The following is a 26,637-nucleotide window of genomic DNA, read 5'->3' on the forward strand; positions in this document are numbered from 1 at the left end:
CGCCACCAATCTTTTAGATTCTGATCCCGAACCGGATGCCGTCATAGATCGCGGCGTGGATGTTGCGCGAAGCGACCGCGTCGCCGATGCGGAACACGACGAAGCCGCCTTCGGCATTGCGCTGCGGGAAGATGTCGCCGCCGTTCACCAGCCGCTCGTAGTCGACCGCGCCGCCATTCTTGGACAGTGGCTTCAGCGATAGATAGAGGTCGTCGAGGGGTGCTGTGCCATGCTCGACCACCACCTGGTCGACGCGCCGCTCGCCGCGCCAGCCATCGGCGAAGTCCGACGCCAGCTCGGCGATGAGCTGGTTGCCCTCGCGACGCACCGAGCGCAGGCGGGTGTTGATGGTGACGGTGACGCCTTTCTCGTGGAAGGCGCGCATGTAAGGCACATGGTTCAGGCCGCCCATTTCCGGCGCGAAGAAGCGCTCGGGCGAAACCAGCTCGAGCTTGGAGCCGCTATTGGCGATCAGTTCAGCGGCGCCCATGCCCTGATGGCCGCCATTGTCGTCGTAAAGCAGGACATTCTCGGCCGGCTTGACGCTGCCGGCCATGATGTCCCAGCTCGACGTGACGAGATTGTCGCCGGCCGTCAGCGGCGGGTTCTGCGGCAGGCCGCCGGTCGCCACGATCACGACATCCGGCGCCAGCGCCAGCACATCGTTCTTCTCAGCCCAGGTGTCGTAGCGGATTTCGACGCCAAGGCGATCGAGCTCGGCCAGCCGCCAGTCAATGATGCCGATCAATTCCTTGCGGCGCGGGTTCTGCGTGGCGAGCCGGACCTGGCCGCCGGCCTGGCTGGAGGCTTCGAGCACAGTCACCTCATGGCCGCGCTCGGCCGCGACGCGCGCCGCTTCAAGGCCGCCGGCGCCGGCGCCCACCACCACGACTTTCTTCTTCGGTCCTTCGCTCTTCGCGATGACATGCGGAATAGTCGCTTCGCGGCCGGTCGCGGCGTTATGGACGCAGAGCGCCTCGCCCCCTTCATAGATGCGATCGAGGCAATAGGTGGCGCCGACGCAGGGCCTGATCTCGTGCTCGCGGCCTTCCATCACCTTCTTGACGATATAGGGATCGGCAATATGGGCGCGGGTCATGCCGACCATGTCGAGCTTGCCGGTGGCAATCGCATGGCGCGCGGTGGCGACATCCGAAATGCGCGCCGCATGGAAGGTCGGAAACTTCGTCGCCGCCCTCACCTCGCCGGCGAAATCGAGATGCGGCGAGGAACGCATGCCGGTCACCGGGATGACCTTGGTCAGCGCCGCATCGGTCTCGATCGAGCCGCGAATGATGTTGAGGAAATCGACCTTGCCGGAACTGGCCAGCCGCCTGGCGATCTCGACGCCTTCCTCCTTCGACAAGCCTTTTTCGAAATCCTCGTCGGCGACCATGCGGATGCCGACCACGAATTTTTCGCCGACGGCGGTGCGCACCGCATCCAACACCATGTCGGTGAAGCGCAGGCGGTTGTCGAGTGAGCCACCGAACTCGTCGTCGCGGTGGTTGGTCGCCGGCGACCAGAAGCCGTCCATCAGATGCCCATAGGATTCGAATTCGATGCCGTCGAGGCCGGCCGCCTGGCAGCGCTGCGCGGCCGAAGCATAGTCGGCGACGATGCGCTCGATGTCCCACGCCTCGATGGTCTTGGGGAAGGCGCGATGCGCCGGCTCGCGCACCGGCGAGGCCGACAGCACCGGCAGCCAATCGGCCTTGTTCCAGCCCGTGCGGCGGCCGAGATGGGTGATCTGGATCATCACCTTGCAGTCGTGTTCATGACAGGCGTCCGCCAGCTCCGCGAGCCACGGCACGATCCTGTCGTCGTAGACATGCAGATTGCCGAAGGCGGCCGGGCTATCGCGCGAGACGATCGCCGAGCCCGCCGTCATGGTCAGCGCCATGCCGCCCTTGGCCTTCTCGGCATGGTAGAGCCGATAACGCTCCTTCGGCATGCCGTCCTCGGAATAGGCCGGCTCATGACTGGTCGACATCACCCGGTTCTTCAACGTGAGGTGCTTGAGCTGGTAAGGTTGGAGAAGCGGGTCGTTGCTGGTCATCGTCTTCCTGTCGTTTCAAATTGTGCTAATGAGCGGCCCAAACCCGCCGCGCCTGAAAGATTGCGCAGCAATTTCGCTTTTGTTTTGCCTGTCGCTCGGACCTTGGGGCGGCAGCAAGGAGTCCCCCATGACCGATGCCAAGAACCTCACCCAGCTCGGCAAGCACGTCGAGACGCCACAGAGCCCCGAACAGGCGGTCCTGGAGACCGTGCCGTTCCAGCGCGGCGACGGCCCGCCCGCGATCGTGCGCTTCACCTGCCCTGAATTCACCTCGCTCTGCCCCGTCACCGGCCAGCCCGACTTCGCGCACATCGTCATCGACTATGCGCCCGACCAGACGCTGGTGGAATCGAAGTCGCTGAAGCTGTTCATGACCTCGTTCCGCAACCACGGCGCCTTCCATGAAGAGTGCACGGTGATGATCGGCCGCCGCATCGTGGAGGCGACCAAGCCGCTCTGGCTGCGTGTCGGCGGCTATTGGTTCCCGCGCGGCGGCATCCCGATCGATGTCTTCTGGCAGACCGGCGCGCCGCCCAAGGACGCCTGGCTGCCGGATACCGGCGTTGCGCCCTATCGCGGGCGGGGCTGAGCGGATCGCCATCATTCGCACTGGTATTGGCTGAGCGCCCATTCGCCGGTCACAGACAGGAGGTCGGATATCTTCCAGTCGCCGCCGACCTTATTCAGCTTCCATTCCAGCCGGTGCTGGTGGCCTTCGACGACGAAGGCGACGACAACCTTGGCCTGGTCGCCATTGACGGCTTCTATGGTGCGCAGGCTCTTGTCGATGGCGAGCTTGTCGTAATCCGAATTGTCGAGCGCCATGTTGGGGTCGAGGCACTCGCCCTGCCCCGAGGCGCGCAGCGCATCGCTCTTGTCGAGCACGGTTTTCGCCGGGTCGATGAAGTTCTTGCGCTGAGCCGGATCGAGCTCGAGCCCGAGATGCTCATAGAAGGGCTTCACCACCGCTGTGGGCGATCCCGGCAGGACAGGCGCGGCAGGCGCCGGTTCGGTCGGCTTGCCTTCCGGCGTTGCGGCCGGCGGCGACTTGTCGTCCGCTGGCGGCGACTTGTCGTCCGCCGGCGCGTTCGGCGGCGGCGAGCCGAAGAGCCCCTGCGCGCAGGCGCCGCCGCTCAGCCCCGCGGCCAGCATCGACAAGCTCGACAACGCGAAGACGAGACGGCGAAGCACGGCATCACTCCGTCGAGGAGCCGCACTCCAGCGCGCTGAGCTTCCAGTCGCTGGTCTTGGAGGTTATGTCGGCGATCTTCCACTTGCCGTCCACTTTCTTCAGCGACCACACCATTTCGCGTTTGGAGTCATCGCCTTCCGGGAAAAGATTGAAGTTTGCCGTCACCTCGGCCGTGTCGCCATTGACGGCCTCGGTGAGCTTCAGCGTCTTCGACAGGGTCTTCTGATCGAAATCCTGTGCGTCGAGGCCGGGGTCGAAGTCGATGCAGGACACCTCGTCGGGCTTCTCCTTCTGCGCCTTGTCGTTGGCTTCGAACAGCCTGGTGACCGGGTCGGTGAAGCGGTCGCGGTATTTCGCGTCCGCCTCGAACTTCACTTCAGGCACGTAGAAGAACTTCACGGCGTTGGAAGCCGGCCCGGCGAGCGTGGCGCCGGGCAAGGCAATCGACATCGCAGCGGCAAGCACTATCGGCTTCATGCAGGATCTCCGGACGTTCGGCGGCGTGGTGGCACGATCACCGCCATGCATCCTGCATATCCGCTTTTTTGCGGCTCATGAAGTCCAGGCGCGCTCAGGCATCCAGCCAGACGTTCTGGAAGTCCATTTCGTAGGTCTGGTGCATCGAGTAGTTTTTCACCTTCTTGTTCATGTGGCAGTAGAGCTTCTGCCAGAACGGCTGGATGATGACGCCGGAGTCCTGCAGGATCTGCTCGACATCCTTCATCACCTCCTTGCGCTTGGCGACGTCGATCTGCGACAGCGCGTCCTTGAGCTTGGCGTCGAAATCCGGGTTGGAATAGGCCGTCTCGTTCCAGGCCTCGCCGGTGCGGTAGCCGAGCGCCAGCACCTGCACGCCGAGCGGACGCATGTACCAGATGGTCATGGAATAAGGATATTTCGTCCAGTCGTTCCAGAAGGTCGAGCCCGGCAGCACGGTGCGTTTCACCTTGATGCCGGCATCGCGCAACTGGCCGGCGATGGCATCGCCGGTGTTCTTCTGCCACTCGTCCTCGACGGTGATCAGCTCATGCTCGAAGTCGGCTTGGCCTGCCTCCGCCATCAGCTTCTTGGCGCCGGCGGCGTCGCGCTCCTTCTTGGGCAGCGGATAGTATTCGGGATGGATCGGACTGACGTGATGGTTCTCGCCGACCGTGCCGCGGCCATTGTAGCCGAGTTGCATGACCTGGTTGTTGTCGACCGCCATCTGCAGCGCGTTGCGCACCCGCTTGTCGTCATAGGGCTTATGGGTGACGTTGGTGCGGGCAACGAGGGTGGTCGCCGTCGCGACCTCCGATTTCACCAGATCCATCTTGTCGAGTGGCTCGATGAAGTCGGCCGGCGTTTCGAAATCGAGGTCGATCTCGCCGGAATCGAAGGCATTGAGCGTGGCGTTGAAGTCGGTGCCGTAGTCGATGAACTCCACCCCGTCGAGCGGTGCTTCGCCACCCCACCACTTGCCGTTCTCGCGGCGCTTGACGACCGCCTTCTGACCCACCGAATAGGAGACCAGCTCGAAGGCTCCCGTACCGATCGGCTTCTTGATCGGATCGGCGCCATCCTTGTCGAAGTCGCGGTGCACGACCAGCGCCGGATAGTCGGTGAGGCCCGGGATGATGGCGATATCGGCTTCGTTGAGCTTCAGCTTGACCGTATGATCATCGACCTTGGTGATCGCGCCGTCCTTCGCCTTGCCGGTCTTGGCGTCGATCAGCGCGCCGACGCGGGCGGCCATGGAATTGCCGGAAGCCCCCTTCTCGCACCAGCGGTTCAGATTGGCGACCACGTCATCGGCGTTGAAGGCATCGCCGTTGTTCCAGGTGACGCCCTTGCGCAGATGCAGCGTGTATTCGGTGGCGTCGTCGTTGACGTCCCAGCTTTCGAGCAGGACCGGCTCGAAGGTGAACTGGTGTGTGTAGCGCACCAGCGGCTCCAGCCAGGTGCGGGTAACGTTTGCCATTTCGGTCCAGTCATAGGTGCGCGGATCTTTCTGCGCCTTGACCGACATGGCGACATGCAGCGTTCCGCCCTTCTTCGGCTCGTCGGCGAGCGCCCTGGTCGGCGCAGCAAGGCCGAGCATGCCATAGGCGAAAGCCGTCGATGCGCCGAAGGCGCTGGCCAGCGCCAGGAATTCGCGCCGATCGACACGGCCGGCGCGCGCCTCCTCGGCCATCGCTTCGATAGCGGCCGGAACCCGGTCACCATTGCTTTTGAAAAGTGTCATTCTCGTTCTCCCCTTGATTCGGGTCTTCGCCCGTTTGTTTTCAACTAACGCTATCCGGCAGCTTTTCCTCACGCCGCGCGATCAAATCCGCGAGCCCCTCGGCAACGCCCTCGTCGAGCTTCGGCTCCTGGTAGTCGGCGAGCATGCTGCGCGCCTTTTCGCGGCCGCGCGTGTCATGGTCCTTCGCGCCTTCGGCGTTCCATTGCTCAAAGGAATTGAAGTCCATGATATTCGGCATGAAGAAGGCGCTTTCGAAATGCTCGAGCGTGTGCTGCGTGCCGAGGAAATGCCCTTGCGGACCAACCTCGCGGATCGCCGCCATCGCCTCCTTGAAATCGTCGAAGGGCACGCCGCCGGCATATTTGTACCAGCCGACCAGCTGCTCGCAGTCGGTGGCGAATTTCGAATAGCCGCAGGTGAGGCCCGCCTCCAGCCAGCCGGCGGAATGCCAGATGTAATTGGCGCCGGACAGGATCGCGGCATGCATCAGCATGTTCGCCTCGTAGCCGGCCTGGGCATCGTTGAGCTTGGAGCCGACATGGAAGCCGGAGGTGCGCCAGGGCAGTTTGTATTTCCTGGCCAGCGCGCCCATCAGATACATCATCTGGGCTGCCTCCGGCGTGCCGCCCATCGGCGCGCCGGTCTTCATGTCGACCGTCACCATGAACTGGCCGTAGATCTGCGGCGAGCCGGGACGGATGAGCTGGGTCAGGGCCACGCCTGCAAGCGCCTCGGCGTTGACCTGCGCCACCGCGCCGACGGCGGAAGCCGACGTCGATGCGCCGCACAGCGCGAAAGGCGCCAGGATCAGCGGCTGATTGTGGCTCGCATAGACCCGCATGGCGTCGATCATGGTGGCGTCCCACACCAGCGGCGAGTTGCAGTTGGTGATCGCTACCAGCACCGGGTTGTCGCGCACGAAGTCCTCGCCGAAGACGATGCCAGCCATCGCCATCGTGTCCTCGGCGCGCTCCTTCGACGTCACGATGCCCATGAACGGCTTGTCGGAATGCTTCAGCGCCGAGTGGATGATGTGCAGATGCCGCTTCGGCACCGCGATTTCCATCGGCTCGCAGATGACAGAGCTGGAGGAATGCAGCGCCGGCGCCATGTAGGCCATCTTGTGGAAATTGCTGAGGTCGGCGAGCGTGCCGTAGCGCCGCTTATTGTCGAGGTCGCGGATGTAGGGCGCGCCGTACATCGGCACGAAGATCGAATTCTTGCCGCCGACGCGCACCGTGCGTTCAGGGTTGCGCGCGTTGAGCGTGAACTCCGCCGGGACCTTCGAGACGAGCTCCATCAGCAGCGCCCGGTCGATGCGGACGCGCGTCTCCCTGACATCGGCGCCGGCCGCTTTCCAGAGCTCGATCGCCCCGTCGTCGCGGAATTCGCAACCCACCTCCTCGAGGATCTTGAGCGATTCCTCGTGGATCAGCTCCACCGCCTCGCTGGGCACTATCTCGTATGCGGGGATCTGCCGGACCAAGGTCGGGAAGGACGCTATCGGCGCGCTTCTGAGCGCCTTGCGCCCCAGGCGGCCGCCGCCGCGGCGGTGGGTCTGTTCGGTCAATTCAACGGCCGGTGCGTTCATGGAGCCTCCTTCTTCCCGTCTGACCAAGTTAGCGGTGTAAAATAGGGCTGTGACGCTAGAAAATCCTGATCGCTTGTATAAGCTGCGCTTATGCGAAGCCTACGCCACCTCCTGCCCTCGGCCGGCAGCCTGATCGTCTTCGAAGCCGCGGGCCGGCTGTCGAGCTTCACCGCGGCCGGGCGCGAGCTTGGCATGACCCAGGCGGCCGTCTCCTACGCGGTGCGCGGTCTGGAGGAGCAGCTCGGCGCGAAGCTATTCCAGCGCCGCCACCGCCAGGTGATTTTGACGGAGGCCGGCGAGCGCTTCCATGCCGACGTGTCGCTCGGCCTGTCGCATATCCGCAAGTCGGCGGAGGACCTTCGCCTGCAGGCGACGGGCGGGCATGTGACTTTAGCCGCCTCGACCGCCTTCGGCTCGTTCTGGATGATGCCGCGCCTGCAGCAGTTCCGCGACGAATTGCCGGGCATCGACCTGCGCATCCAGACGGCCGACCGCGACCTCGACATCATCGCCGAGGGGATTCCGCTCGGCGTGCGCGGCGGCGTGCCACGCGACTGGCCGGACTATCACTCGCTGTCGCTCTCCGACGAAGAGATCTTCCCGGTCGCGGGACCGAGCTACCTCGCCAAATTCGGCAAGCCGAAGACGGTCGAGGAACTGGCCACGCACCGGCTCATCCATCTCGAGGAGCCCTATCGCGAGGCGCCGAACTGGGACGAGTGGTTCGCATCAGCCGGAACCAGCCTGCGCAATGCCGAGCGCGGCCTGCGCATCAACGACTACGCGCTGGTGATCCAGGCGGTGATGGAGGGGCAAGGCATCTCGCTTGGCTGGCGGCATCTGGTCGAGCGGCTGGTGGCATCAGGGCTGCTGGTGCCGGTGACCGATCATGTGATGAGGACCGGCGTCGGGTTCCATGTCATCTGGCCAAAGAACCGCGACCTCAGCGACAATGCGCGCAAGGTAAGGGACTGGCTGGTGGCTCAGGCCTGAGTCGCCGACGCAATCCAGTGCGCACCGGATTGCCTTGGCGGGCCGAAAAGGTCAGGCGGAACCGTCGTTCTTGAGGCCGAGCACGTCAATTTTGTCGATGGTCGGTGGGCCAACGAACAGCGTTTCGGCATTGGCCATCAGTGCCTTGGCGATCTCCCCGGCGAGATGCGCCTGCCGCCCAGCCTCGTCATGGAAGGCGTCGAATACGCCGAAGACGCTTGGCGAAAGCTGCAAGGCGAACCAGATCGGCGTCGTGGATTCCTGATTAGCGAGTTGCAGCCCTGTGGCGAGGAACGCGGCGACGTCCTTCTCCTTGCCGGGCTTGGCTTCGAAGCGCGCGAACAATGCGAGTTTGATCATTTTGTCTTCTCCTCGTCGTGTACGGCCAGGGGGCCGCCAAGAGCACAATCGCAGCATCGGACCGGAAAGCGTATTGGCAAAAATGACATCTTTGATACCATTGTTGCCATGAACATTTCCGTCCTCGCACTTGATGGCGTCTTCGACACCGGACTGGCCACCATGCTCGACGTTTTCGCCACAGCCAACGAACTGGCCGGGATGCTGGCGTCGCCGCCCGGCCGTTTCGCCACGACAATTGTCGGGGTGAGCGACACGGTCCACACCGGTCAAGGCCTTCAGGTGCCGGTCGTCTCGATGGGCGCCGAGCCGACCCCCGATTGGCTGGCGATACCGGCGATCGGTCAGAAGATGCCGGGCCCGCTTGCCGATGCGTTGAAGCGAGATGACATCGCCAGGGCGACCAGCGCGTTGCGCGCTACTGCCGATACCGGCACCCGCATCGGGGCCGCCTGCGTCGGCACTTTCATCCTGGCTGAAACCGGCCTGCTCGACCGGCGGCCGTCAACCACAACCTGGTGGCTGGCGCCAATGTTCCGGCAACTTTACCCGCAAGTGCGGCTCGACGCCGCGCGCATGCTGATCAATGATGGGCAGTTCGCGACCGCCGGAGCAGCACTTGGCCACATCGATCTCGCGCTGATGGTCATCCGCCAGACAAGCCCGGAGCTTGCGGCGCTGACGGCGAAATATCTGGTCGTCGACAGCCGGCCGCTGCAATCGGCCTATGCAATCTCCGACCACCTCACCCATTCAAACCCGCTGGTAGAACGTTTCGAGCGCTGGGCGCGTGGAAATCTCGCCGCCGGCTTCAATCTCGACGAAGCAGCCGCGGCGCTGGGCGCCAGCAAACGGACGCTTTCGCGGCGCGTCAACGATGTGCTTGGCAAGACGCCGCTATCTTATTTCCAGGATTTGCGTGTTGAGCAGGCTGTGCATTTGTTGAAGACCACATCCGATACTGTCGATGAGATCGCCGCCAAGGTCGGCTATGGCGACGGTGTGACATTGCGCAATCTGCTGCGGCGGCGGCTGCGCAAGGGCGTGCGCGAAATCCGTGCTGCAAACTGATCCATTATCGCAATTCCGCTCTCCCCCACGCCAATCGAATCCGCCTATAATCCTCCATGCCCATTCGCCAACTCTCCGAAACGATGATCAACCAGATCGCCGCCGGCGAGGTTATCGAGCGTCCGGCGAGCGTGGTGAAGGAGCTGGTCGAGAACGCGCTCGACGCCGGAGCGTCGCGCGTCGAGGTCGTGACGGCGGGCGGTGGGCTGAACCTGATCCGCGTCACCGACGATGGCTCGGGCATAGCCGAGCCGGAGCTGGCGCTGGCGATCGCGCGCCATTGCACGTCGAAGCTTTCCGACGACATCCACGACATCCGCTCGCTGGGTTTCCGCGGCGAGGCCCTGCCCTCGATCGGTTCCGTCGCACGGCTGTCGATCCGGTCGCGGACAGCAAGCGGCGACAGCGCGGCCGAAATCGGCATCGAGGGCGGCCGGATCCTGCCCGTCAAGCCGGCGGCGGCCAACCGCGGCACGACGGTCGAGGTGCGCGATCTCTTCTTCGCCACGCCGGCAAGGCTCAAATTCATGAAGAGCGAGCGCGCCGAAAGCTCGGCCACGAGCGACGTGGTGAAACGCATCGCGATCGCCTTCCCCGCCGTGCGCTTCACGCTTGCCGGACCCGACCGTTCGACGCTGGAGCTTCCAGCGACGGACGACACGCCGGAAGGCCGGCTTGCCCGCGTCGCACAAGTGATGGGCAAGGATTTCCCTGACAACGCCATCGCCATCGATGCCATGCGCGATGGTGTGCATCTTGCCGGGCATGTCTCGATCCCGTCCTACACGCGCGCCAACGCGCTGCAGCAATATGCCTATGTCAATGGACGGCCGGTGCGCGACAAGCTGATCGCCGGCGCGATCCGCGGCGCCTTCGCCGATGTTTTGCCGCGCGACCGGCATGCGGTGACCGTGCTCTTCCTGTCGCTCGATCCTTCGACCGTCGACGTCAATGTGCATCCGGCCAAGGCCGATGTGCGCTTCCGCGATCCGGGCCTGGTGCGCGGACTGATCGTCGGCGCCATCCGCGAAGCGCTGGCCGGGGCGGGCATCCGCGCGGCGACCACGGGTGCCGCCGGCATGATGGCGGCGTTCCGGCCGGGCGTTGCGCCTTATTCGCATCCCGGGCCGGCCAACGGACACCGCAGCTACGAAGCCGCTTACCACGCCTCCGGCTCCGGCGGTTTCGATCCGCTGCGCTCGGCGCAGCGGCCGCTCGACATGGGGCAAGCGCGGCCGCGCCAAGGTGGCTTTGGCGAAAACGACCAGACGGCCTTCGACACCGGACCGCTCGCCAGCGCCGATGTTCGCGCCGGCATGGCCGAGCCGGCCGAAGCGCTGCTCGGCACGGTGCTGGGCGCGGCGCGGGCGCAGGTGCATGAGAACTACATCGTCGCCCAGACCCAGGATTCGCTCGTCATCGTCGACCAGCATGCCGCGCATGAACGGCTGGTCTATGAGGCGCTGAAGAACGCACTGCATTCGCGCGCAGTGCCGTCGCAGATGCTTCTGCTGCCCGAGATCGTCGACCTGCCGGAAGATGACGCCGAAAGGCTGGCCATGCATTCCGACACGCTCGCCAAATTCGGCCTCGGCCTCGAGCGCCTCGGTCCAGGCGCGGTGGCGGTGCGCGAGACACCGTCGATGCTTGGCGAGACCAATGTGCAGCAGCTGGTGCGCGACCTTGCCGACGAGATCGCGGACAACGATACCGTCGAGACGCTGAAGGAGCGGCTGGACAGAATAGCCGCCACCATGGCCTGCCACGGCTCGGTACGCTCAGGGCGCCTGCTCAAGGCCGAGGAGATGAACGCGCTGCTGCGCCAGATGGAGGCGACGCCCGGATCCGGCACCTGCAACCACGGCCGCCCGACCTATATCGAGCTCAAGCTCGCCGACATCGAAAGGCTGTTCGGGCGGCGGTGATCCCCCGCAACACCAAGGTTGGCGAGATACGCCTGAGCATCATTTCTTTAGATGGTATTTTCTTGTCTTCGGGTTGAGGAGATAGTCGTTCGCGCCCGCGAATTTGCCACCTCCAAAATCTACGGAAATGATGTCCTTGCCTCCCTCCACCCATTCTTGCACGTTCATATAGATGGGTGTCGTCGACATGCCGGCGTTGCAGTCCTCATCGTCGAACGCGATCTCCTGAACGACCTGCTTTTTCTTCTTGTCGATCACCAGCATCTTTGTCATGCAGATGCCGGCGTCGGACTTCGTGTAAATCCCCGCAAATCTGTCGCGGGTCGTCTCAGCCCAAAAGGGAATTTCGAAGGTCCCGTCGATCTTCAAGCCGCCGGTATCGTCGAGGCTTGCGACCTTCTTGAGGGTAACGGGAAATTTGTCCGCGCCTTTGCTCCAGCTTCCCGTTGCGCCGCTTTCACTGATCTCGAGAGAGAAAGGACATCCGGCAGTATTGACGGGAGTCTTCGACCCCATGACCAGAACGCGTCGAAATTCCTTGTCGTCCGCGATCTCGCACAGCGAGACCCTTGAGCCGTCAGCCTTGCCGTAGATCGCGATGGGGCTTTGCCTTGCGTCGTACAAATAGCTTCCCTCGACGGTGATGCCGCTGCCGAAGCTGGCATAGCGCTGCAGGGAAAGATGGACCAGGTTCGGTCCGATGGAGCCTTCGTAGTTTTCGACCTGATACCAGCCCGCGACGGCTTCTTCGCAGAGCAGCAGCAAGCAGAAAACCGCCGCTATGAACTCTCTTCCCATCCCGATCCCCCTCCATCAAGGCGGATCAGGATAGCTTGCCTTGCGCTTGCGTCACAGGGGCCGTCGGCTGCCAACTCGACTTGTCAATTCGAGTCTGGAAATGCGGCAAGCTCTTGATTTACCGCTTCAAATTCACCACGACGACGCCACCCAGCGCCAGCGCGCCGCCGAGGATGCCGAGCAGGCTCGGCACTTCGCCCAGCCAGAAGAAGCCGATCAAAGCGGAGGTCGGCGAGACGAGATAAAGGAAGTTCGAGGCGCGCGCGGCAGGCAGGCGGGAGAGCGCGGTCGCCCAGGCGGCATAAGCGATCAACGAGGGCACGACGCCGAGATAGATGACGGCGCCGAGGCCTGCGGTATTGGCGACCGCCGCCTGCGAAAACGCTTCCGGCAGGAACGGCGACAGGCAGAGCGCGCCGAGCACCATGTTGGAGGCGGCGATCGTCAGCGGATGGTGGCGGGCAAAGAGCGGCTTCTGGACGATGGTGTTGACGGCGGAGCAGAGCGCCGAGCCCAGCACCAGCAGCGCGCCGGCATTGAAATGCAGGCCGTGGCCGTCGGCCACCGCAATGATGCCGATGCCGGTGAAGGAGATGACCGTGCCGAACCAGGCGAGCCCCGAGAAGCGTTCGCCAAGCAGCGCCATCGCCATGATGGCGGTGAAGATCGGGCTGACATTGATGATGAAGCCGGCCGCGCCCGCCGAGACGGTGAGCTCGCCGAAATTGAGCATGGCGGTGTAGAGCGCGACGAAGATCGCGCCGCCGAAGCCGAAGCGCCACAGCTCGTCGATCCTGGGCAGCGCCGGGCGCTTCACTGCAAGGAAGACGGCAGCCGGGACGGCCGCGATGGCAAAGCGCAGCGCGCCCAGTTCCAGCGGCTGGAAGGCGGCGAGGCCGGCGCGAATCGCCGGGAAAGCCGAGGCCCAGCCGATGACCGTCAGCGTCACCGCGATCGCGGCGGTGCTGTCCATGCGCTGTGTCTCATTCAACGTGCCGGTGTAAGCGCTCATTGCCGTAGCCTCGTCTTTCTGTGTCATGGACGCAGAAAACGCCATCGCCGGCCAATTGACAAACGAGCAATTCGAGGGTCAGCTGTGAGCATGGATCACAGCTCGGAACAGATACTGCCCCTGGAAACCTTGCGCGCCTTCGACGCGGCGGCACGCACGGGAAGCTTCACGGCCGCGGCCGAAAAACTCAACCTCACCCATGGCGCGGTGAGCCGCCAGATCGCCAAGCTGGAGGACTGGCTTGGCTTGAAAGTATTCGAGCGCAATGCGCGCGGCGTCACGCTGACGATCGAGGGCAACCGCCTGCATTTGAGGACCGCCGAGGCCTTCGCGCTGATCTCGGTCAATTCCGACCGCTGGGTCGAGCCGCGCGGCACCGCCGTCGTGCGGCTGGCCTCGATCCCTTCGGTGAGCGGGCTGTGGCTGATGCCGCGCATGGCCGCGTTGGAAAACGAACCGACGCGGCTGCGCATAGTGCTCGATGTCGACAACCGCCAGGCCGATCTCGCCGACGAAGGCATCGACCTTTCGGTGCGCTGCGGGCGCGGGCGCATTCCGGGCCGTGTCTCGGTGCAGCTTTTCGAGGAGCATATTTTCCCGATCGCCTCGCCGGAGCTGGCGAAGGAGATCGGACGAGGCGACCCTGCCCGGCTGCTGAAATTCCCGCTGATCAACGATTCCGACGCTTCCGCCTGGCGCGCCTGGTTCGCGGCGCAGGACATGGACTACCGCCCGCGCCCGCAGGACCGGCGTTTCGAGGACTATAATCTGGTGCTCGACGCGGCGGCGCATGGCCTCGGCATCGCGCTGGCGCGGCCGCCGCTCACCAAGGACCAGCTGAGATCGGGACGCATCGTCACCGTCGACGAGCGCGCCGCGCTCAATCCGGTGTCCTATTGGATGGATCGCCCGGTCGGCCGTCCGCGCGCGGCGGCCGCGGACCTTGCCAGGCGCATTGCCGAACAGGCGGGGCTTGCTCCGGAAAAGCTCGAAGCTTTCCTGCAGGATGACGTCTGAGCGGGCGGGATTAACGAAGCAGCAGAACCATGATGGTGGCGGTCACAGCCGAGACGACGGCCGTGACGACCGATATCGTCCAGAGCGATACCGGGACGGAATCGGATCGCGGTGCATGGCCAGCCGGACGGACTGCGGCACCGCGAGGCTGCGGCGCGTTGGCATTGGCCGCGACCAGCAGCGCGGCGGAAGCGACGGCCGGCGAAAATGTTGACGGCGCCGGCGCAACCGCCGGCATGGACGTGCTGTCGGTGACCGCTGCCTGCGGCGGGACGAAGCCGCGCTGAGCACTATCGATATCGATCGCCGCCCTGCCCGTCGAGGGTCGCGCCGGCGCCTCGTCCGTGGCGGTATCGGGCTCCATGACGGCCCGGTAGGCGTTCTCGATCTCGGAAGACGATAGCCGTTGCGACGATTGAGCGGCCGGGCGCGGCAGCGCGCTTTGCAGCGCCTGCGCCGCGATTTGCGCCGCCTGCGCGGTCGACGGCGCCGGCGGCTGGACGAGCGCCTTGACCAGCGCGGCGGTCGCCGGATGGGCCTTGGGCGACGGCACCGTCTGCGGAGTGAGCGCTTCACCGATCAGCGTGTTCAAGCGGGTCGAGGTGATGTCCATGTCGGTTTCCAGAAACCATTCTGTCGCTCAGCCATACTGCACGAGCATTGCGTCAAGCTTGACGTTGCTTGCGATTTGTGGCGATTGAAACCCGATGAACTCAAGCGTCCTTTCATGATGAACCGTTTCGAAGGCCCGGGCGGCAGGGAAGCCCGGATCCGTTACCTCGACGGCGACTTCCAGGTCACCAGTCCCGGCTCGTTCGTGCGCTGTGCGGTGACGGGCGAGAACATTCCGCTCGACGAGCTCAAATATTGGAGCGTCGCCAGGCAGGAGCCCTATGTGAACGCGGCGGTCTCGCTTGCCCGCGAAATCGAGATGCACCCGGAATTGCGCAAACGGGGATAGGTCAAGCGTGCCCAAGGCGCCGTGACAGTCAGACTCGATCGCTTAGGGGCTGCATGAAAAACTTCACGAAATCCCTCAAGACCCTCGTTCGCATGCCGCTTGTCATGCGTGCGAGATTACGCGATCGGGCTGTATCGAAAGCCCCACGGTTCAACCTGACGGCCTGCGCCATCTTCCGCGAAGAAGCGCCGTTCCTCGCCGAATGGATCAGGTTCCACCAGAGTGTGGGGTTTGAGCATTTCTATCTCTACAACAACTTCTCGACCGACGACTTCAAAGCCGTATTGGACCCGTTCATCCAGGAAGGGCTGGTTACGCTGGTCGATTGGCCGCGGCCGGTAGGGCAGCTGTCGGCTTACAGGGACTGCATCCGCAGGCGCTGGCGTGAAGCGTTGTGGATCGGATTCTTCGACATCGACGAGTTTCTTTTCGCCCCCGACGGACGTGACGTGCCCTCGGTTCTCAGGGACTATCGCGACCTTCCGGGCGTTTGCGTCTGGCAAGCGTTCTATGGCTCCTCCGGCCATGTCGAGCGACCGGAAAGTCCGGTGGTCGAGGCCTTTATGATGCGAGCCGGGCCGGACATCACGACGGTCAAGACAATCCTCAACCCCCGCATGGTCTACAAGCCGGGTGTCCATCAGTCGAAATTCCTGTCCGGTGAAGGGGTGGACACCCACCGACGGACCATCGTGCCCGGAATGGCTCCCAAACTCGATATTTTGAGGATCAATCACTATTGGTCGCGATCGCTCGCCGACCTCGACCAGAAAATCCGGCGCGGCGACGCCTCGACTTCGGCGCTGCGCGACAGGGATTGGCATTTCGACTTCGAAAGCAAGCTCAATGTCGAGCGCGACGACGTGATCCTGAAGGCAATGCGGCACGCAGGATAGCCGTTAGCCACCTCTTCCCCTCCCGCCAATGGTTCTTCGTCCGTCATAGATCTGGCGCGATCGACGCCGGACTGGTCCCCTCGTGTCGCCCTCGAAGATGGGCTTGGCGAGACGGCTCGCTCCTTCTGCCGGCTTATCAACGGCAATTGACGGCAGGCAGCGGGGCGACCCGGCGCCTCGAAACTCAGCCGCGCATCTTGCGCTGGCGCCAGGCGTCGAGCGTCTCGTCGATGATGCGTTCGGGCACGTGGTCGAGCTCGAACACGGCCTCGATATCGAGCACGTCCAATTGATCGAGGAAACCGGCGGGCGTCTCGCCGTGGCGCAGTCGCGCGGCGTCCTTCGCCGTGGTGACGAGGCGCAGCACCTCCTGCCGGGCGAGCACCAGGAGGTCGGCAAGTTCGTCCTGGGCGTAGAAATGATGATCCGGAAAGGCGCGCGAAAGCGCGACTTCGCCGCCCGCCGCGCGGACCGTATCGAAGAATTTCTCCGGATGACCGATGCCGGCGAAGGCAAGGAAGCGGCCGCCGGCGAAGCGCGACGGGTCCGCCGGCGCGACATGCGCCAGGAAGATCGGCCGGCCGGCGCGCGCCGCCTGGCGCACGACGCCGTCGGCGGCGGCCCCCTCGCCCATCTTCAGCAAGCCGCTGGTGAAGACCAATTGGTCGACGACCTTGGCGCGGAGCGGTCCGCCCGGAATGACGCGGCCGTTGCCGATGCCGAAGCGCGCGTCGACCACGACCAGCGCATAGTCGATATGGATGCGCGCCGACTGGAAACCGTCGTCCATGATCAGGAAGTCGCAGCCATGTTCCTCGATGAGCAGCTTCGCGCCGGCGGCGCGGTTCGCCGTCACCGCGACGGGCGCATGTTCGGCCAGAAGCAGCGGCTCGTCGCCGACATGCTTGGCGGCGTCGTGATGCGCATCGACGACATGCGGCTTGGCGAACGAGCCGCCATGGCCGCGCGACAGGAAGCCGGGGGTTAGCTGCATGCGCCTGGCCTGTTTGGCCAAGGCAATGGCGACCGGCGTCTTGCCGCTGCCGCCAACGGTAAGGTTGCCGACGCACAGCACAGGTGCCGCGACCTTCTCGCGCGGGGCGTGGCGCATGCGGCGGCCGGCGACGAGCCCGTAGGCCGCAGAGGCCGGCGACAAAGCGAGCACGCGCCAGTCGGGCTTTTCCCACCAGAAGGGCGGCGCTTCGCTGGTCATCGCGGCTGTCCCGCGCGGCTTGTCTTTGCGCATGAACTTTTCCAAAAACCGGTTCCGATTTTTGGCGTCATGCCTAGAGCATGATGCCGAAAAGTGTGAAGCGGTTTTCGGTCGACATCATGCTCTATCTCCTCGATTTGGAGCCGGATTCAGATTTAAGGTCGAACAGACCTGAAATCATCCGGCTCTAGCGCCCGTTGGCGCCTTTCAGGCGCGCCTTGACGACCAGCGGCTGGATATAGGGTTCCAGCGATTTCAGCGTTCGGGCAAGCGCGCCGCGCATCTCGTCGACGGTGGCCGCACCCGCCGCCATCATTTCGTGGCGCGCAGCCTCGTTGGTCAAAAGGAAATTGACGGCGCCGGTCAGCATGTCGCGGTCGCGCACCAGCTTGGCGCCGCCGCTGTTGAGCAGGCGCTGATAGGCCTCGCGGAAATTCTGCACGTTGCGGCCGGCAAGCACGGCGGTTTCGAGCATCGCCGGCTCGAGCGGATTCTGGCCGCCTTCCGAGGTCAGCGAGCGGCCGACGAATGCGATCTCGGTCAACCTCAGGTAAAGGCCCATTTCGCCGATCGTGTCGCCGAGCAGGATATCGGTGTCGGGCGAGATGCGGTCACCCTTGCTGCGCCTTGCCACCCTCAGCCCCATGCCGGAAATCTGCGCGGCAAGCGCATCGGCGCGATCGGGGTGGCGCGGCACGATGATGGTCAAAAGCCCATGATGGCGCCTGTGCAGGCTGGCATGGACCTCCGCGGCGACGACCTCCTCGCCGTCATGGGTCGAAATCGCCGCCCAGGTCGGGCGATCGCCGATCTGGCGCTGCAGGGTGGCTAAAGCCCGCTCGTCGACCGGCGGCGGGTTGGTGTCGACCTTGAGGTTGCCGGAGACGGTGACCGGACGGGCGCCGAGCGCGCGAAACCGTTCGCCGTCGACATCCGACTGGGCGATGACATGGGCGAGGTTCTCGAACAGCGCCTCGGCAACGCCGGCGCGCTTCTTCCACGAGGTGAAGGAGCGGTCCGACAGCCGGCCGTTGACCAGAACCTGCGGCACGTTGCGGGCGCCGAGTTCCAGGATGGTCATCGGCCAGATTTCCGATTCGGCGATGATCGCCAGTTCCGGCCGCCAGTGATCGAGGAAGCGGCTTACCGCCGGCTTGAGATCGAGCGGCACATATTGGTGGATGATGCGGTTGCCGAGGCGCTCGTCGGCGACCTTGGCCGAGGTCACGGTGCCGGTGGTCAAGACGATGTTGACGCCATAGTCGAGGATGCTCTCGACCAGCGGCACCACCGCGATCGTCTCGCCGACGCTTGCGGCATGGATCCAGATCACCGGCCCCTCCGGCCGGGGACGACCGGCGACGCCATAGCGCTCGCGGCGGCGGGCGCGATCCTCCTTGCCGCGCGAGGCGCGCCAGGCGACATAGGGTCCGATCAGCGGATAGGCGACTGCCCCCGCATAACGGTAGGCCGTCAAGGCCGTGCGCGCCCAGCGCTCGCTCATTTGCCGCCATCCACGAGGCGATAGGCCTCGGCCGTCGCGGCGTTGAGGGAGGCGGTGACCTCCTGGCGCTTGCGCTCCATCTCGGCGTCGTCGGCATCGGCCGGCACGAAGACCGGCGGGCCGACGATGACCGCGGAGCGGCCGAAAGGCAGGTTGATGGTGGTCTTGTCCCAGCTCTTCTCGAGCACCTTGCGGCGGCTGGTGGCAATGGCCGAGGGCAGGATCGGCCGGCCGGAAAGCCTTGCCAGAAGAACGATGCCCAGCCCGGCGTCGCGCGGCGTGCCGTTCGGAATGTCGGCGATCATGGCTACATTCTTGCCGGTGATCAGCGATTTCTTGAGCGCGATCAATGCCTTGGCGCCGCCTTTGTCGAGATGCCTCGAACTGTTGCGGCCGCCGGAGCCGCGCACCGCCTCGATGCCGAATTTCTCGATCATCAGCGCCTGGAGCTCGGCGTCGGCGCTGCGCGAAACCATGGCGACCAGGGGCCGGCCCTTGGGGTAATAGGCCGGGGTCAGAAGATGCTGGCCGTGCCAGAGCGCGATGATACCGGGTTCGAGATGCGCACAAGCGCCGCCGGCGACCTGGGTCGAGCCTTCGACCAGCGGGCTGGTGATGCGAATCAGCCGCAGGAACCAGGCGAACAGGCTGGCGATGAAGTTCTTGACGAAACTCGACTGCGCCAACGGCTCGCGGATGCGCCGCCACAGCGTGCGCGTTCCGCCGCGTCTGGCGGCGCGCCGCCTTGTCGCCCCTTTCACCGCTTCATGCTCCATCGACGTCAACCGCCGACCTTCGCTTCTGGATCGAGCAAGCGGTGCAGATGAACAACGAAATAGCGCATATGAGCATTGTCGACACTGGCCTGCGCCTTGGACTTCCAGGCGCCAAGCGCGGATTGATAGTCGGGGTAGATGCCGACAATGTCGAGCGTGTCGAGATCGCGGAACTCGGTTCCGCCCAGCTTTTTCAGCTCGCCGCCGAACACCAGGTGCAAAAGCTGCTTCTTTCCGTCTTCCACGGCCATGCCGATCCTTCGCATATTCAAGAATTGTGACAGGTCTAGACCAAAGCGGCCGGTTTTGGAACCGCCGACTGCCTCACCCTTCGTCAAGCCCGGCAATGACGCCGGCAAGCACGCCGAGCAGTTCGCCGCTGCCGGCGGCGAGCGCGCCGTGGTTGATCACCTCGCCGGCATAGCGCGGCGGCTTGCCGGTACGGTCGAGCAACGCGCCGCCAGCCTCGGTGAGGATCAGATCGGCGGCGGCGATGTCCCAGTCATGCGCGCTCGGCTTGACGAAGGTCGCATCGAGCTTGCCGGCGGCAATCATCGCCAGCCGATAGGCAAGTGAAGGAATGTAGGCCGTCCGCCGCAGCCTGTCTTGCCAGGCCTCCGGCATCAAGTCGACAAGCGGCTTGGGTCCGCCGATATCGACGTTCTGCCCAAGCGCACGCACATGGATGCGCTTGTCGTTGAGATAGGCGCCCTCGTCCGGCAGCGCCCAATAGGTCTCGTGTTTGGCCGGACATTCGAGCACGCCGGCGAGCGAGCGGCCGTCCTCGACCACGGCAACGCTGACACACCAGGAATGCAGGCCATCGAGAAAGCCGCGCGTGCCGTCGATCGGGTCGACGACGAAGGTGCGGCGGGCCGAGAGCCTGGCATGATCGTCGGCGGTCTCCTCCGACAGCCAGCCATAATCCGGGCGCGCCCTTAGCAAGGTCTCGCGCAGATAGGCGTCCGCCGCATGATCGGCCTCGCTCACCGGCGAGGTGCCGCCCTTCATCCAGACCTGCGGGTTGTTGCCGAAATAGCCCATGGCGATGACACCGGCCTCGCGGGCGGCATCCCGCAGCAGAGCGAGGTCGTCACGGGCCTCGTTCGATGTCAGTCGGTCAAGCGCCGGCAAGGGTCATCCCCTCAATCAGGAGCGTCGGCGCCGCCGTGCCGAAATTGCGGTCGAGGTCGTTCGCCGGCACCATGTTGAGAAACATGGTCTTCAGGTTGGAGGCGATCGTCACCTCGGCCACCGGATAGGCCAACGCGCCGTTCTCGATCCAGTAGCCGGAAGCGCCGCGGCTGTATTCGCCGGTCACCATGTCGACGCCCTGGCCGAACACCTCGGTGACATAGAAGCCGCGCTTCAACGACGCGATCAGATCTTCCGGCGAACGCTCCCCGGGCTCGATGGCAAGGTTGGTCGAGGACGGCGATACCGACGAGCCGCTGCGCGAGCCGCGTCCATTGGTGGTGAGGCCGAGCTCGCGCGCGGCCGAGGTCGACAAGAACCAGTGGTTCAACACGCCCTTCTCGACCATCAGCAGCTTCTCGCCCTCGACGCCCTCGCCGTCGAAGGGGCGCGAGGCCTGGCCGCGCCGGCGCAAAGGCTCGTCGGTGACGGTGATCCCGGCCGAGGCCACTTGCTTGCCCATCATGTCGCGCAGGAAGCTGGTCTTGCGTGCGACCGACGCGCCGTTGATGGCGCCGGCGAGATGGCCGGCTATGCCGCGCGCGACGCGCGGATCGAACACCACGTCGACCGGGCCGGTGGCCGCCTTGCGGGCGCCGAGGCGGCGCACCGCGCGTTCGCCCGCCTTGCGGCCGATGTCCTCAGGCGCGTCGAGATCGGCGAAATGCTGGCGCGAGGAGAATTCGTAGTCGCGCTCCATCGCCGTGCCCTCGCCGGCAATGACGCTGGTCGAGCGCGAGAAACGCGAAGCGACATACTGGCCGACGAAGCCGTGCGAGGTGGCAAGCACCAAGCCGCCCAGGCCGGCGCCGGCGCTGCTGCCCGAGGAATTGGTGACACCCTTGACGGCCAATGCGGCCGCCTCGGCGGCAAGCGCGGCTTCCTTCAACTGGTCGGCCGACACCTCGGTCGGGTCGAAGAGGTCGAGATCGCGCAAATTGCGGGCGAGCAGCGCGGGATCGGCGAGGCCCTGGAACGGATCTTCGGGCGAGACCTTGGCCATGGCCACGGCGCGCTCGGCAAGCGATTTCGGGTCGGAAGCGGCGGTGGCCGAGACGCTCGCCACACGCTGGCCGACGAAGACGCGCAGCGACACATCCTCGCTCTCCGACGATTCGGTGCCTTCGACCTTGCCCAGCCGCACCGACACGCCGGCAGAGCGGCCGCGCACCGCCACCGCATCGGCCGCATCTGCGCCGGCACGCTTGGCGGCCTCGACGAGCGCCGCGACGCGATCGGTCAATTTCGCTGCGTCGAGCTTGTCGGTCATGCGGTTGTTCCTGTTTGTTCAAGCAGTCCGTTAAGCTGGTGCGCCAGGGTCGGCCCTTGCCGCACCATCATGGATGCTGCGCACCATCTATGGATGCCGAAGCACCATCATGGATGCCACCGGCACCATCTATTGTTCCACTGACGCTTGTGCAATGGCGGATGCGGCAATCTCAAGGCAATCGCCCGGTTCGTGCCGGACGCTTTTGCCGCAGCGGCACGAGGGAGCGTCAGTCGGCCACGGGCGCCCAGATCACGTCGTCGATCCTGGCGGCTCCTGTCGCCAGCATCACCAGCCGGTCGAAGCCGAGGGCCGAGCCGCTTGCCTGCGGCATGATGGCCAAAGCCGCGAGGAAATCCTCGTCCAGCGGGTAGCGCTCGCCATAGACGCGCTCTTTCTCGTCCATCTCGGCGGTAAAGCGGCGGCGCTGTTCGGCCGCATCGGTGAGCTCGCCAAAGGCGTTGGCGAGCTCGATGCCGCAGCAATAGAGCTCGAAGCGCTCTGCGACGCGCGGGTCCTGCGCGCTCGGCCGGGCAAGTGCGGCCTCCGAAATCGGATAGCCGTAAAGGATGGTGGCACGCCCCTGCCCCAGCGCCGGTTCGATTTTCTCCACCATCACCCGGCTGAACAGGTCGGCCCAGCTGTCGTCGGGCGCGGTGCGCAGGCCGGCTTGCACCAACGCCGCATGAAGTCCGTCGCGATCGGTGCTGCCGTCGACGGCGACGGTTCTCAAAAGATCGATGCCGGCATGGCGCAGGAAAGCTTCCGCCACGCTCAGCCGCTCCGGCCCGGCGACGGGGTCGGCCTCGCGGCCGCGGAAACGGAAGCTTTTGGCGCCGGCCTTGTCCGCGGCAAGCGCCAGGAATTCGGCGCAGTCGGTCATCAGGCGCTCAACCGTATCGCCGACGCGATACCATTCGAGCATGGTGAACTCGGGGTGGTGCAACGGCCCGCGCTCGCGATTGCGCCAGACCGCGCCGAGGCTGAAGATGCGTTCCTCGCCGGCGGCGAGCAGCTTCTTGCAGGCGAATTCCGGGGAGGTGTGGAGATAGAGCGGCTGGCGCGATGCATCCGGCCCGATCGCCTCGGTGGCGAAGGCGGCGAGATGCGCCTCGTTGCCCGGCGAGACCTGCAGCGCCGAGGTCGTCACCTCGACGAAATCGCGTTCGGCGAACCAGCCGCGCAGGGCGGCGGCGATGGCGTTGCGCGCCATCAGCCGTGGCCGGCGGTCGGCATGGATATGCGGCAACCACCAGGGCGAAGCGGCGGTCATGGGCAGGAAAATCGCGCGCAAGGCTGGCGGTTCGGCGCAAGATGCGCTAGGGCGCACGCGATGGCCGCCGTCGCCGCTTCGCGGAAATCGACGCTTGCAGGCCGAAAAACTCGAATGGGATCGAATACCGTGGTCAAGGTCATCGCCAGTTCCTTACGCAAAGGCAACGTCGTCGATAAGGACGGCAAGCTCTATGTCATCCTCTTTGCCGAAAACATCCACCCTGGCAAGGGCACGCCGGTGACCCAGCTCGACATGCGCCGCATCGGCGACGGGGTGAAGGTGTCGGAGCGTTACCGCACGACCGAAATGGTCGAGCGCGCCTATGTCGAGGAACGCGAGCATACTTTCCTCTATTCCGACGGCGAAGGTTTTCACTTCATGAACCCGGAAAGCTACGACCAGGTCGTGGCCTCCGAAGGCGTGGTCGGCGACATGGCCCCCTATCTGCAGGAAGGCATGGCCGTGCAGCTCGCTCAGTTCAACGGCGTGCCGATCTCGCTGGTGCTGCCGCAGCGCGCCACGTTCGAGGTGGTCGACACCGAGCCGGTCACCAAGGGCCAGACGGCGTCATCGTCATACAAGCCGGCGATGCTCTCCAACGGCGTGCGCACCGCCGTGCCGCCGCATATCTCCGCCGGCACCCGCGTGGTGGTGATGACCGCCGACGGCTCGTATGTGGAACGCGCCAAGGACTGAGGTTTACGGCAGCCCAATGCCCGCGGCTCATCTCATAAATCCTTACCGGTTAAGATGGCCTTTGACCTGTATCGGTTAGTTTCGCGCGCGGAAGGAACGGCAGCTTTGCGCCCAATGTCGGTCATTGAAGGCGTCGTTGCCATCGTCCAGAAGCAGACGTCACCCGTGCGGCGCCTACGGTCGAGGTTGCGCCATGAGTTGCTGTTTCCTCGCGTCATCCTGAAGGTCCGGATTTGGCTGAACGAGCGGTCACAAAATCTTGCGAGCTCTGCCGCTGAGCGATCCTGATAGCTGTTGGCCTGGCCCGGGGCGAATTCGGCAACGCCTGCGCCCACTGCCTCGACAACGCCAGCGCCATCGGCCATGAGGACACGGCCATCTCCCGTAGGGATACCGCCGTTAGCGACGAGCAGGTCATGGAAATTGATCGAGGTCGCGTGGATTGCCACGCGTACTTCGCCGGGTCCGGGCGCGCCCGGATCATCCCGCTCGACGATTTCAAGACGATCTAAACCGCCAGGGGTGCGCACGACAAAGGTCTTCATAAGACAGTCCTTTCGGTAAGTGTTGATCGGACTGCAGGACCGGACCTTTCGCCGGAAATCGGCATGCGCCCGGCTGCCGTGAGCGGACAAACAAACTGGCGACAAGCGCAGCGCAACCAGCAGCTGCGCCTCCCCAGGGCGTCGTCAAGATGCCGGGGCCGGCCACGAGCAGACCGCCGATTGCGGAGAATGTTGCAATGCCGAGGTTGAACGCGGCGATGTTGAAGCCCGAAGCAGTCGCGACCGCGTCGGGCGCGACCTCTTCCGCGGCCGCGACCACGCCAGACTGAACGATGGGGCCAAGACAGAAGCAGCAGGCAGACCAGAGGAGCAGGTTGGCGAACATTGTCAGGACGTGCGGTGCCGAAAAGCGCAGCGTCGCAAGCGCCAGGACTAGACCGACCAGCGCTGCTACGAGGCTGCGCCGCGTGCCGAGTGCGTCGCTAAGCCGGCCCCCCAAAAAATTCCCGACCACCGCAGCTGCGCCGAATGCCATGAGCGCCAAGCTGACTGCGGCCGGAGACACGTGGGTTACCTCCGTCAGCAGCGGCGCGAGAAAGGTGAAAACCACGAATGATCCGCCGAACCCGGTCATGGCGACGAAATAGAGCGCCAGGAGGCGGGGCTTCGCCAGTACGGCGAACTGCGACTCTAAACCGACGGGCGGAGCGTGGGGGATTTCCCGCGGCAACAAAAGTCGCAATAGCGCTGTCGCGAGGCATCCGAGCACAGCCACCGCCAGCAGCGGTGCACGCCACCCAAGGCTCTGTCCGACGATTGTGCCGAATGGGACACCGATGACCATTGCAAGGGTGAGCCCTGCGAACATCGTCGCCACCGCCCGCGCGCCGCGCTCACGATCCGCCAGGCTCATCGCAATAGGCGCGCCGACTGCGAAGAACACGCCGTGCGCCACTCCGGTCACGATCCGCCCGGCCAGCAGCACTTCATAAGTCGGCGCGGCGCCGCTAAGCAGATTACCGAGCGTGAATAGGCCCATCAGCCCAACCGCAAGGCCCCGGCGGGGAAGCCTACCGGTAAGGGCCGTGACCGTCGGCGCACCAACTGTCACGGCCAGGGCATAGCCAGTCACAAGCAGACCGGCTTGGGGTATCGTTACCGTAAGATCGCGCGCGACATCCGGAACAAGCCCGATCATGACGAATTCCGTCGTGCCGATGGCGAAGGCCGCGACGGCAAGCGCGATCAATGCAGGCGACATCGGTGTTGCTCTTTATGCGTCGACCAGATCGGCAAAGTGCGCGGCGAGGCCGCTTTGGCCCGGTGCAGCGTGTTCGGCCATGGCGTGGCGATCGGGGAAGTCGCCGCCGTTTTGCGAACGGAAGGGAATCGGCTTGTCGGTGAATAGCCCGGCAAGACGCACACGCCATGCTGCCTTGATCGCCTCCACTTCCTCCGCCGTGGAAACGTGACCCGCGCCATAGACCGCGTGTGTCGGGAGCACGTCCATGCCGGGGTAGAACAGCGCGCCATGGGTCAGCGGGAACAACAGTTGCTCTATCGGCCCGTTGATACCCCGCGGGCCATAATCGGCCACTGGGCCGCCTGCCTGCACGTTGACCAGCGCTCGCTTTCCCTTGAGGATGCCGTCGCCAAAGCGAAACTCGTTGGAGCCATTCTGATAGCCGTAGGCAAAACCGAAGGCATAGACCCGCTCTATCCAGCCCTTCAGGATCGCGGGCACGCCATACCACCACAGCGGGAATTGCAGGACCACAGCATCGGCCTCGAGCAGCTTCTGCTGCTCGGCGATCACATCGGGCGTCTGATGCCCGCTTGCGTAAGCATGGCCTGACTCCATGATGAATGACAGCCGTTCAGGGTTGTTGCGCATCGGAAAGTCATCGGCGTCGTACACCGCCTTCCACTTCATGCCGTAGAGGTCCGAATGGACCACGGTGTGCCCCGCCGCCGACAACGTCTCAGCGGTCACATCGACCAGCTGCCGTGTCAGCGAAGTGGGCTCAGGGTGCGCGTAAACGATGAGAATGTTTCTTCTCACGAGATGGTCTCCGTAGTTGTTGAGAGCTGTGTCCGCTTGATTGA

27 protein-coding genes are annotated in these 26,637 nt (G+C 64.7%); 8 read left to right on the plus strand and 19 right to left on the minus strand.

Annotation, left to right across the window (positions count from 1 at the left end; translation table 11 throughout):
- Window positions 1-13: 13 nt before the first annotated feature.
- Complete coding sequence (locus tag RFM98_RS07915) at window positions 14-2,059, minus strand: oxidoreductase (RefSeq protein ID WP_320308345.1); 2,046 nt, start codon at window positions 2,057-2,059, stop codon at window positions 14-16.
- Window positions 2,060-2,186: 127 nt separating this feature from the next.
- Between RFM98_RS07915 and queF the strand changes: the two genes are divergently transcribed.
- Entirely contained in the window at window positions 2,187-2,648 is a 462-nt protein-coding gene (queF, locus tag RFM98_RS07920; protein WP_112129828.1) for a preQ(1) synthase, read from the plus strand.
- Window positions 2,649-2,659: 11 nt separating this feature from the next.
- Here queF and RFM98_RS07925 read toward each other — a convergent pair whose 3' ends face one another.
- From RFM98_RS07925 to RFM98_RS07940, 4 genes are all read right to left on the minus strand, one after another.
- The gene (locus RFM98_RS07925) at window positions 2,660-3,250 is read right to left on the minus strand and encodes a hypothetical protein (RefSeq protein ID WP_320308346.1); all 591 of its coding nucleotides are present in this window, start codon (window positions 3,248-3,250) and stop codon (window positions 2,660-2,662) included.
- Between the two features lie 4 nt (window positions 3,251-3,254).
- Window positions 3,255-3,728 (minus strand): DUF3828 domain-containing protein, encoded by a 474-nt coding sequence (locus RFM98_RS07930; protein ID WP_320308347.1) that lies wholly within the window; start codon window positions 3,726-3,728, stop codon window positions 3,255-3,257.
- A gap of 94 nt (window positions 3,729-3,822) precedes the next feature.
- On the minus strand, window positions 3,823-5,472 hold the full coding sequence (locus tag RFM98_RS07935; protein WP_320308348.1) for an ABC transporter substrate-binding protein: 1,650 nt from the start codon (window positions 5,470-5,472) through the stop codon (window positions 3,823-3,825).
- 40 nt (window positions 5,473-5,512) lie between these two features.
- Window positions 5,513-7,063, minus strand: coding sequence for a trimethylamine methyltransferase family protein (locus RFM98_RS07940; RefSeq protein ID WP_320308349.1), 1,551 nt, complete (start codon window positions 7,061-7,063; stop codon window positions 5,513-5,515).
- 90 nt (window positions 7,064-7,153) lie between these two features.
- Here RFM98_RS07940 and RFM98_RS07945 point away from each other — a divergent pair, with 90 nt between their 5' ends.
- A complete protein-coding gene (locus RFM98_RS07945) occupies window positions 7,154-8,056 on the plus strand; it encodes a LysR substrate-binding domain-containing protein (RefSeq protein WP_320212108.1) in 903 nt (300 codons plus the stop codon).
- A gap of 51 nt (window positions 8,057-8,107) precedes the next feature.
- Here the strand turns inward: RFM98_RS07945 and RFM98_RS07950 are convergent, their stop codons facing one another.
- Window positions 8,108-8,416 carry a putative quinol monooxygenase gene (locus RFM98_RS07950; RefSeq protein WP_320308350.1) on the minus strand — a complete coding sequence of 103 codons (309 nt, stop codon included), beginning with the start codon at window positions 8,414-8,416 and terminating at the stop codon, window positions 8,108-8,110.
- A 108-nt stretch (window positions 8,417-8,524) separates the two neighbouring features.
- On the opposite strand from RFM98_RS07950, the gene RFM98_RS07955 reads away from it, so the two are divergent.
- Both RFM98_RS07955 and mutL read left to right on the plus strand, forming a co-directional pair.
- Window positions 8,525-9,487 carry a GlxA family transcriptional regulator gene (locus RFM98_RS07955; protein WP_320308351.1) on the plus strand — a complete coding sequence of 321 codons (963 nt, stop codon included), beginning with the start codon at window positions 8,525-8,527 and terminating at the stop codon, window positions 9,485-9,487.
- A gap of 56 nt (window positions 9,488-9,543) precedes the next feature.
- On the plus strand, window positions 9,544-11,412 hold the full coding sequence (gene mutL / locus RFM98_RS07960; RefSeq protein ID WP_320308352.1) for a DNA mismatch repair endonuclease MutL: 1,869 nt from the start codon (window positions 9,544-9,546) through the stop codon (window positions 11,410-11,412).
- A 39-nt stretch (window positions 11,413-11,451) separates the two neighbouring features.
- Here the strand turns inward: mutL and RFM98_RS07965 are convergent, their stop codons facing one another.
- Both RFM98_RS07965 and RFM98_RS07970 read right to left on the minus strand, forming a co-directional pair.
- Window positions 11,452-12,210: a hypothetical protein gene (locus RFM98_RS07965; RefSeq protein WP_320308353.1), complete on the minus strand. Its 759-nt coding sequence runs from the start codon at window positions 12,208-12,210 to the stop codon at window positions 11,452-11,454.
- A 118-nt stretch (window positions 12,211-12,328) separates the two neighbouring features.
- Window positions 12,329-13,222 (minus strand): DMT family transporter, encoded by an 894-nt coding sequence (locus tag RFM98_RS07970; protein WP_320308354.1) that lies wholly within the window; start codon window positions 13,220-13,222, stop codon window positions 12,329-12,331.
- A 90-nt stretch (window positions 13,223-13,312) separates the two neighbouring features.
- Here RFM98_RS07970 and RFM98_RS07975 point away from each other — a divergent pair, with 90 nt between their 5' ends.
- Window positions 13,313-14,239, plus strand: coding sequence for a LysR substrate-binding domain-containing protein (locus tag RFM98_RS07975; protein WP_320308355.1), 927 nt, complete (start codon window positions 13,313-13,315; stop codon window positions 14,237-14,239).
- Window positions 14,240-14,249: 10 nt separating this feature from the next.
- Here RFM98_RS07975 and RFM98_RS07980 read toward each other — a convergent pair whose 3' ends face one another.
- Entirely contained in the window at window positions 14,250-14,852 is a 603-nt protein-coding gene (locus tag RFM98_RS07980) for a hypothetical protein (RefSeq protein WP_320308356.1), read from the minus strand.
- A gap of 114 nt (window positions 14,853-14,966) precedes the next feature.
- Here RFM98_RS07980 and RFM98_RS07985 point away from each other — a divergent pair, with 114 nt between their 5' ends.
- Window positions 14,967-15,200, plus strand: a complete 234-nt coding sequence (locus RFM98_RS07985; protein ID WP_040986608.1) for a DUF2093 domain-containing protein — start codon at window positions 14,967-14,969, stop codon at window positions 15,198-15,200.
- 53 nt (window positions 15,201-15,253) lie between these two features.
- Complete coding sequence (locus RFM98_RS07990; protein WP_320308357.1) at window positions 15,254-16,096, plus strand: glycosyltransferase family 92 protein; 843 nt, start codon at window positions 15,254-15,256, stop codon at window positions 16,094-16,096.
- A 184-nt stretch (window positions 16,097-16,280) separates the two neighbouring features.
- On the opposite strand, the gene lpxK is transcribed toward RFM98_RS07990, so the two are convergent.
- The 7 genes from lpxK to epmA form a co-directional block, all read right to left on the minus strand.
- On the minus strand, window positions 16,281-17,309 hold the full coding sequence (gene lpxK, locus RFM98_RS07995) for a tetraacyldisaccharide 4'-kinase (protein ID WP_320308580.1): 1,029 nt from the start codon (window positions 17,307-17,309) through the stop codon (window positions 16,281-16,283).
- A gap of 187 nt (window positions 17,310-17,496) precedes the next feature.
- Window positions 17,497-18,813 (minus strand): lipid IV(A) 3-deoxy-D-manno-octulosonic acid transferase, encoded by a 1,317-nt coding sequence (waaA, locus tag RFM98_RS08000; RefSeq protein ID WP_320308358.1) that lies wholly within the window; start codon window positions 18,811-18,813, stop codon window positions 17,497-17,499.
- Window positions 18,810-19,589, minus strand: a complete 780-nt coding sequence (locus RFM98_RS08005) for a lysophospholipid acyltransferase family protein (protein WP_320308359.1) — start codon at window positions 19,587-19,589, stop codon at window positions 18,810-18,812. Before RFM98_RS08005 ends, waaA begins: the two co-directional genes overlap by 4 nt.
- Window positions 19,590-19,594: 5 nt before the next feature.
- Window positions 19,595-19,840 carry a DUF4170 domain-containing protein gene (locus tag RFM98_RS08010; RefSeq protein ID WP_320212100.1) on the minus strand — a complete coding sequence of 82 codons (246 nt, stop codon included), beginning with the start codon at window positions 19,838-19,840 and terminating at the stop codon, window positions 19,595-19,597.
- A gap of 73 nt (window positions 19,841-19,913) precedes the next feature.
- A complete protein-coding gene (locus tag RFM98_RS08015; RefSeq protein ID WP_320308360.1) occupies window positions 19,914-20,723 on the minus strand; it encodes a 3'(2'),5'-bisphosphate nucleotidase CysQ in 810 nt (269 codons plus the stop codon).
- Window positions 20,710-22,053 (minus strand): TldD/PmbA family protein, encoded by a 1,344-nt coding sequence (locus RFM98_RS08020; RefSeq protein ID WP_320308361.1) that lies wholly within the window; start codon window positions 22,051-22,053, stop codon window positions 20,710-20,712. Before RFM98_RS08020 ends, RFM98_RS08015 begins: the two co-directional genes overlap by 14 nt.
- A gap of 229 nt (window positions 22,054-22,282) precedes the next feature.
- Window positions 22,283-23,326, minus strand: a complete 1,044-nt coding sequence (gene epmA / locus RFM98_RS08025; protein ID WP_320308362.1) for an EF-P lysine aminoacylase EpmA — start codon at window positions 23,324-23,326, stop codon at window positions 22,283-22,285.
- A 129-nt stretch (window positions 23,327-23,455) separates the two neighbouring features.
- Between epmA and efp the strand changes: the two genes are divergently transcribed.
- Window positions 23,456-24,025, plus strand: coding sequence for an elongation factor P (efp, locus tag RFM98_RS08030; RefSeq protein WP_320212274.1), 570 nt, complete (start codon window positions 23,456-23,458; stop codon window positions 24,023-24,025).
- Window positions 24,026-24,057: 32 nt separating this feature from the next.
- On the opposite strand, the gene RFM98_RS08035 is transcribed toward efp, so the two are convergent.
- The 3 genes from RFM98_RS08035 to RFM98_RS08045 are packed head-to-tail and all read right to left on the minus strand — an operon-like array spanning window position 24,058 to window position 26,593.
- Window positions 24,058-24,570, minus strand: coding sequence for an alcohol dehydrogenase catalytic domain-containing protein (locus RFM98_RS08035; RefSeq protein WP_320308363.1), 513 nt, complete (start codon window positions 24,568-24,570; stop codon window positions 24,058-24,060).
- Window positions 24,524-25,792 carry an MFS transporter gene (locus tag RFM98_RS08040; RefSeq protein WP_320308364.1) on the minus strand — a complete coding sequence of 423 codons (1,269 nt, stop codon included), beginning with the start codon at window positions 25,790-25,792 and terminating at the stop codon, window positions 24,524-24,526. The genes RFM98_RS08035 and RFM98_RS08040 overlap by 47 nt, the downstream gene beginning before the upstream one ends.
- A gap of 12 nt (window positions 25,793-25,804) precedes the next feature.
- Window positions 25,805-26,593 carry an NAD(P)H-dependent oxidoreductase gene (locus RFM98_RS08045; RefSeq protein WP_320308365.1) on the minus strand — a complete coding sequence of 263 codons (789 nt, stop codon included), beginning with the start codon at window positions 26,591-26,593 and terminating at the stop codon, window positions 25,805-25,807.
- Window positions 26,594-26,637 lie beyond the last annotated feature (44 nt).

This window comes from Mesorhizobium australafricanum, assembly GCF_033977265.1.
GTDB lineage: Bacteria > Pseudomonadota > Alphaproteobacteria > Rhizobiales > Rhizobiaceae > Mesorhizobium > Mesorhizobium australafricanum.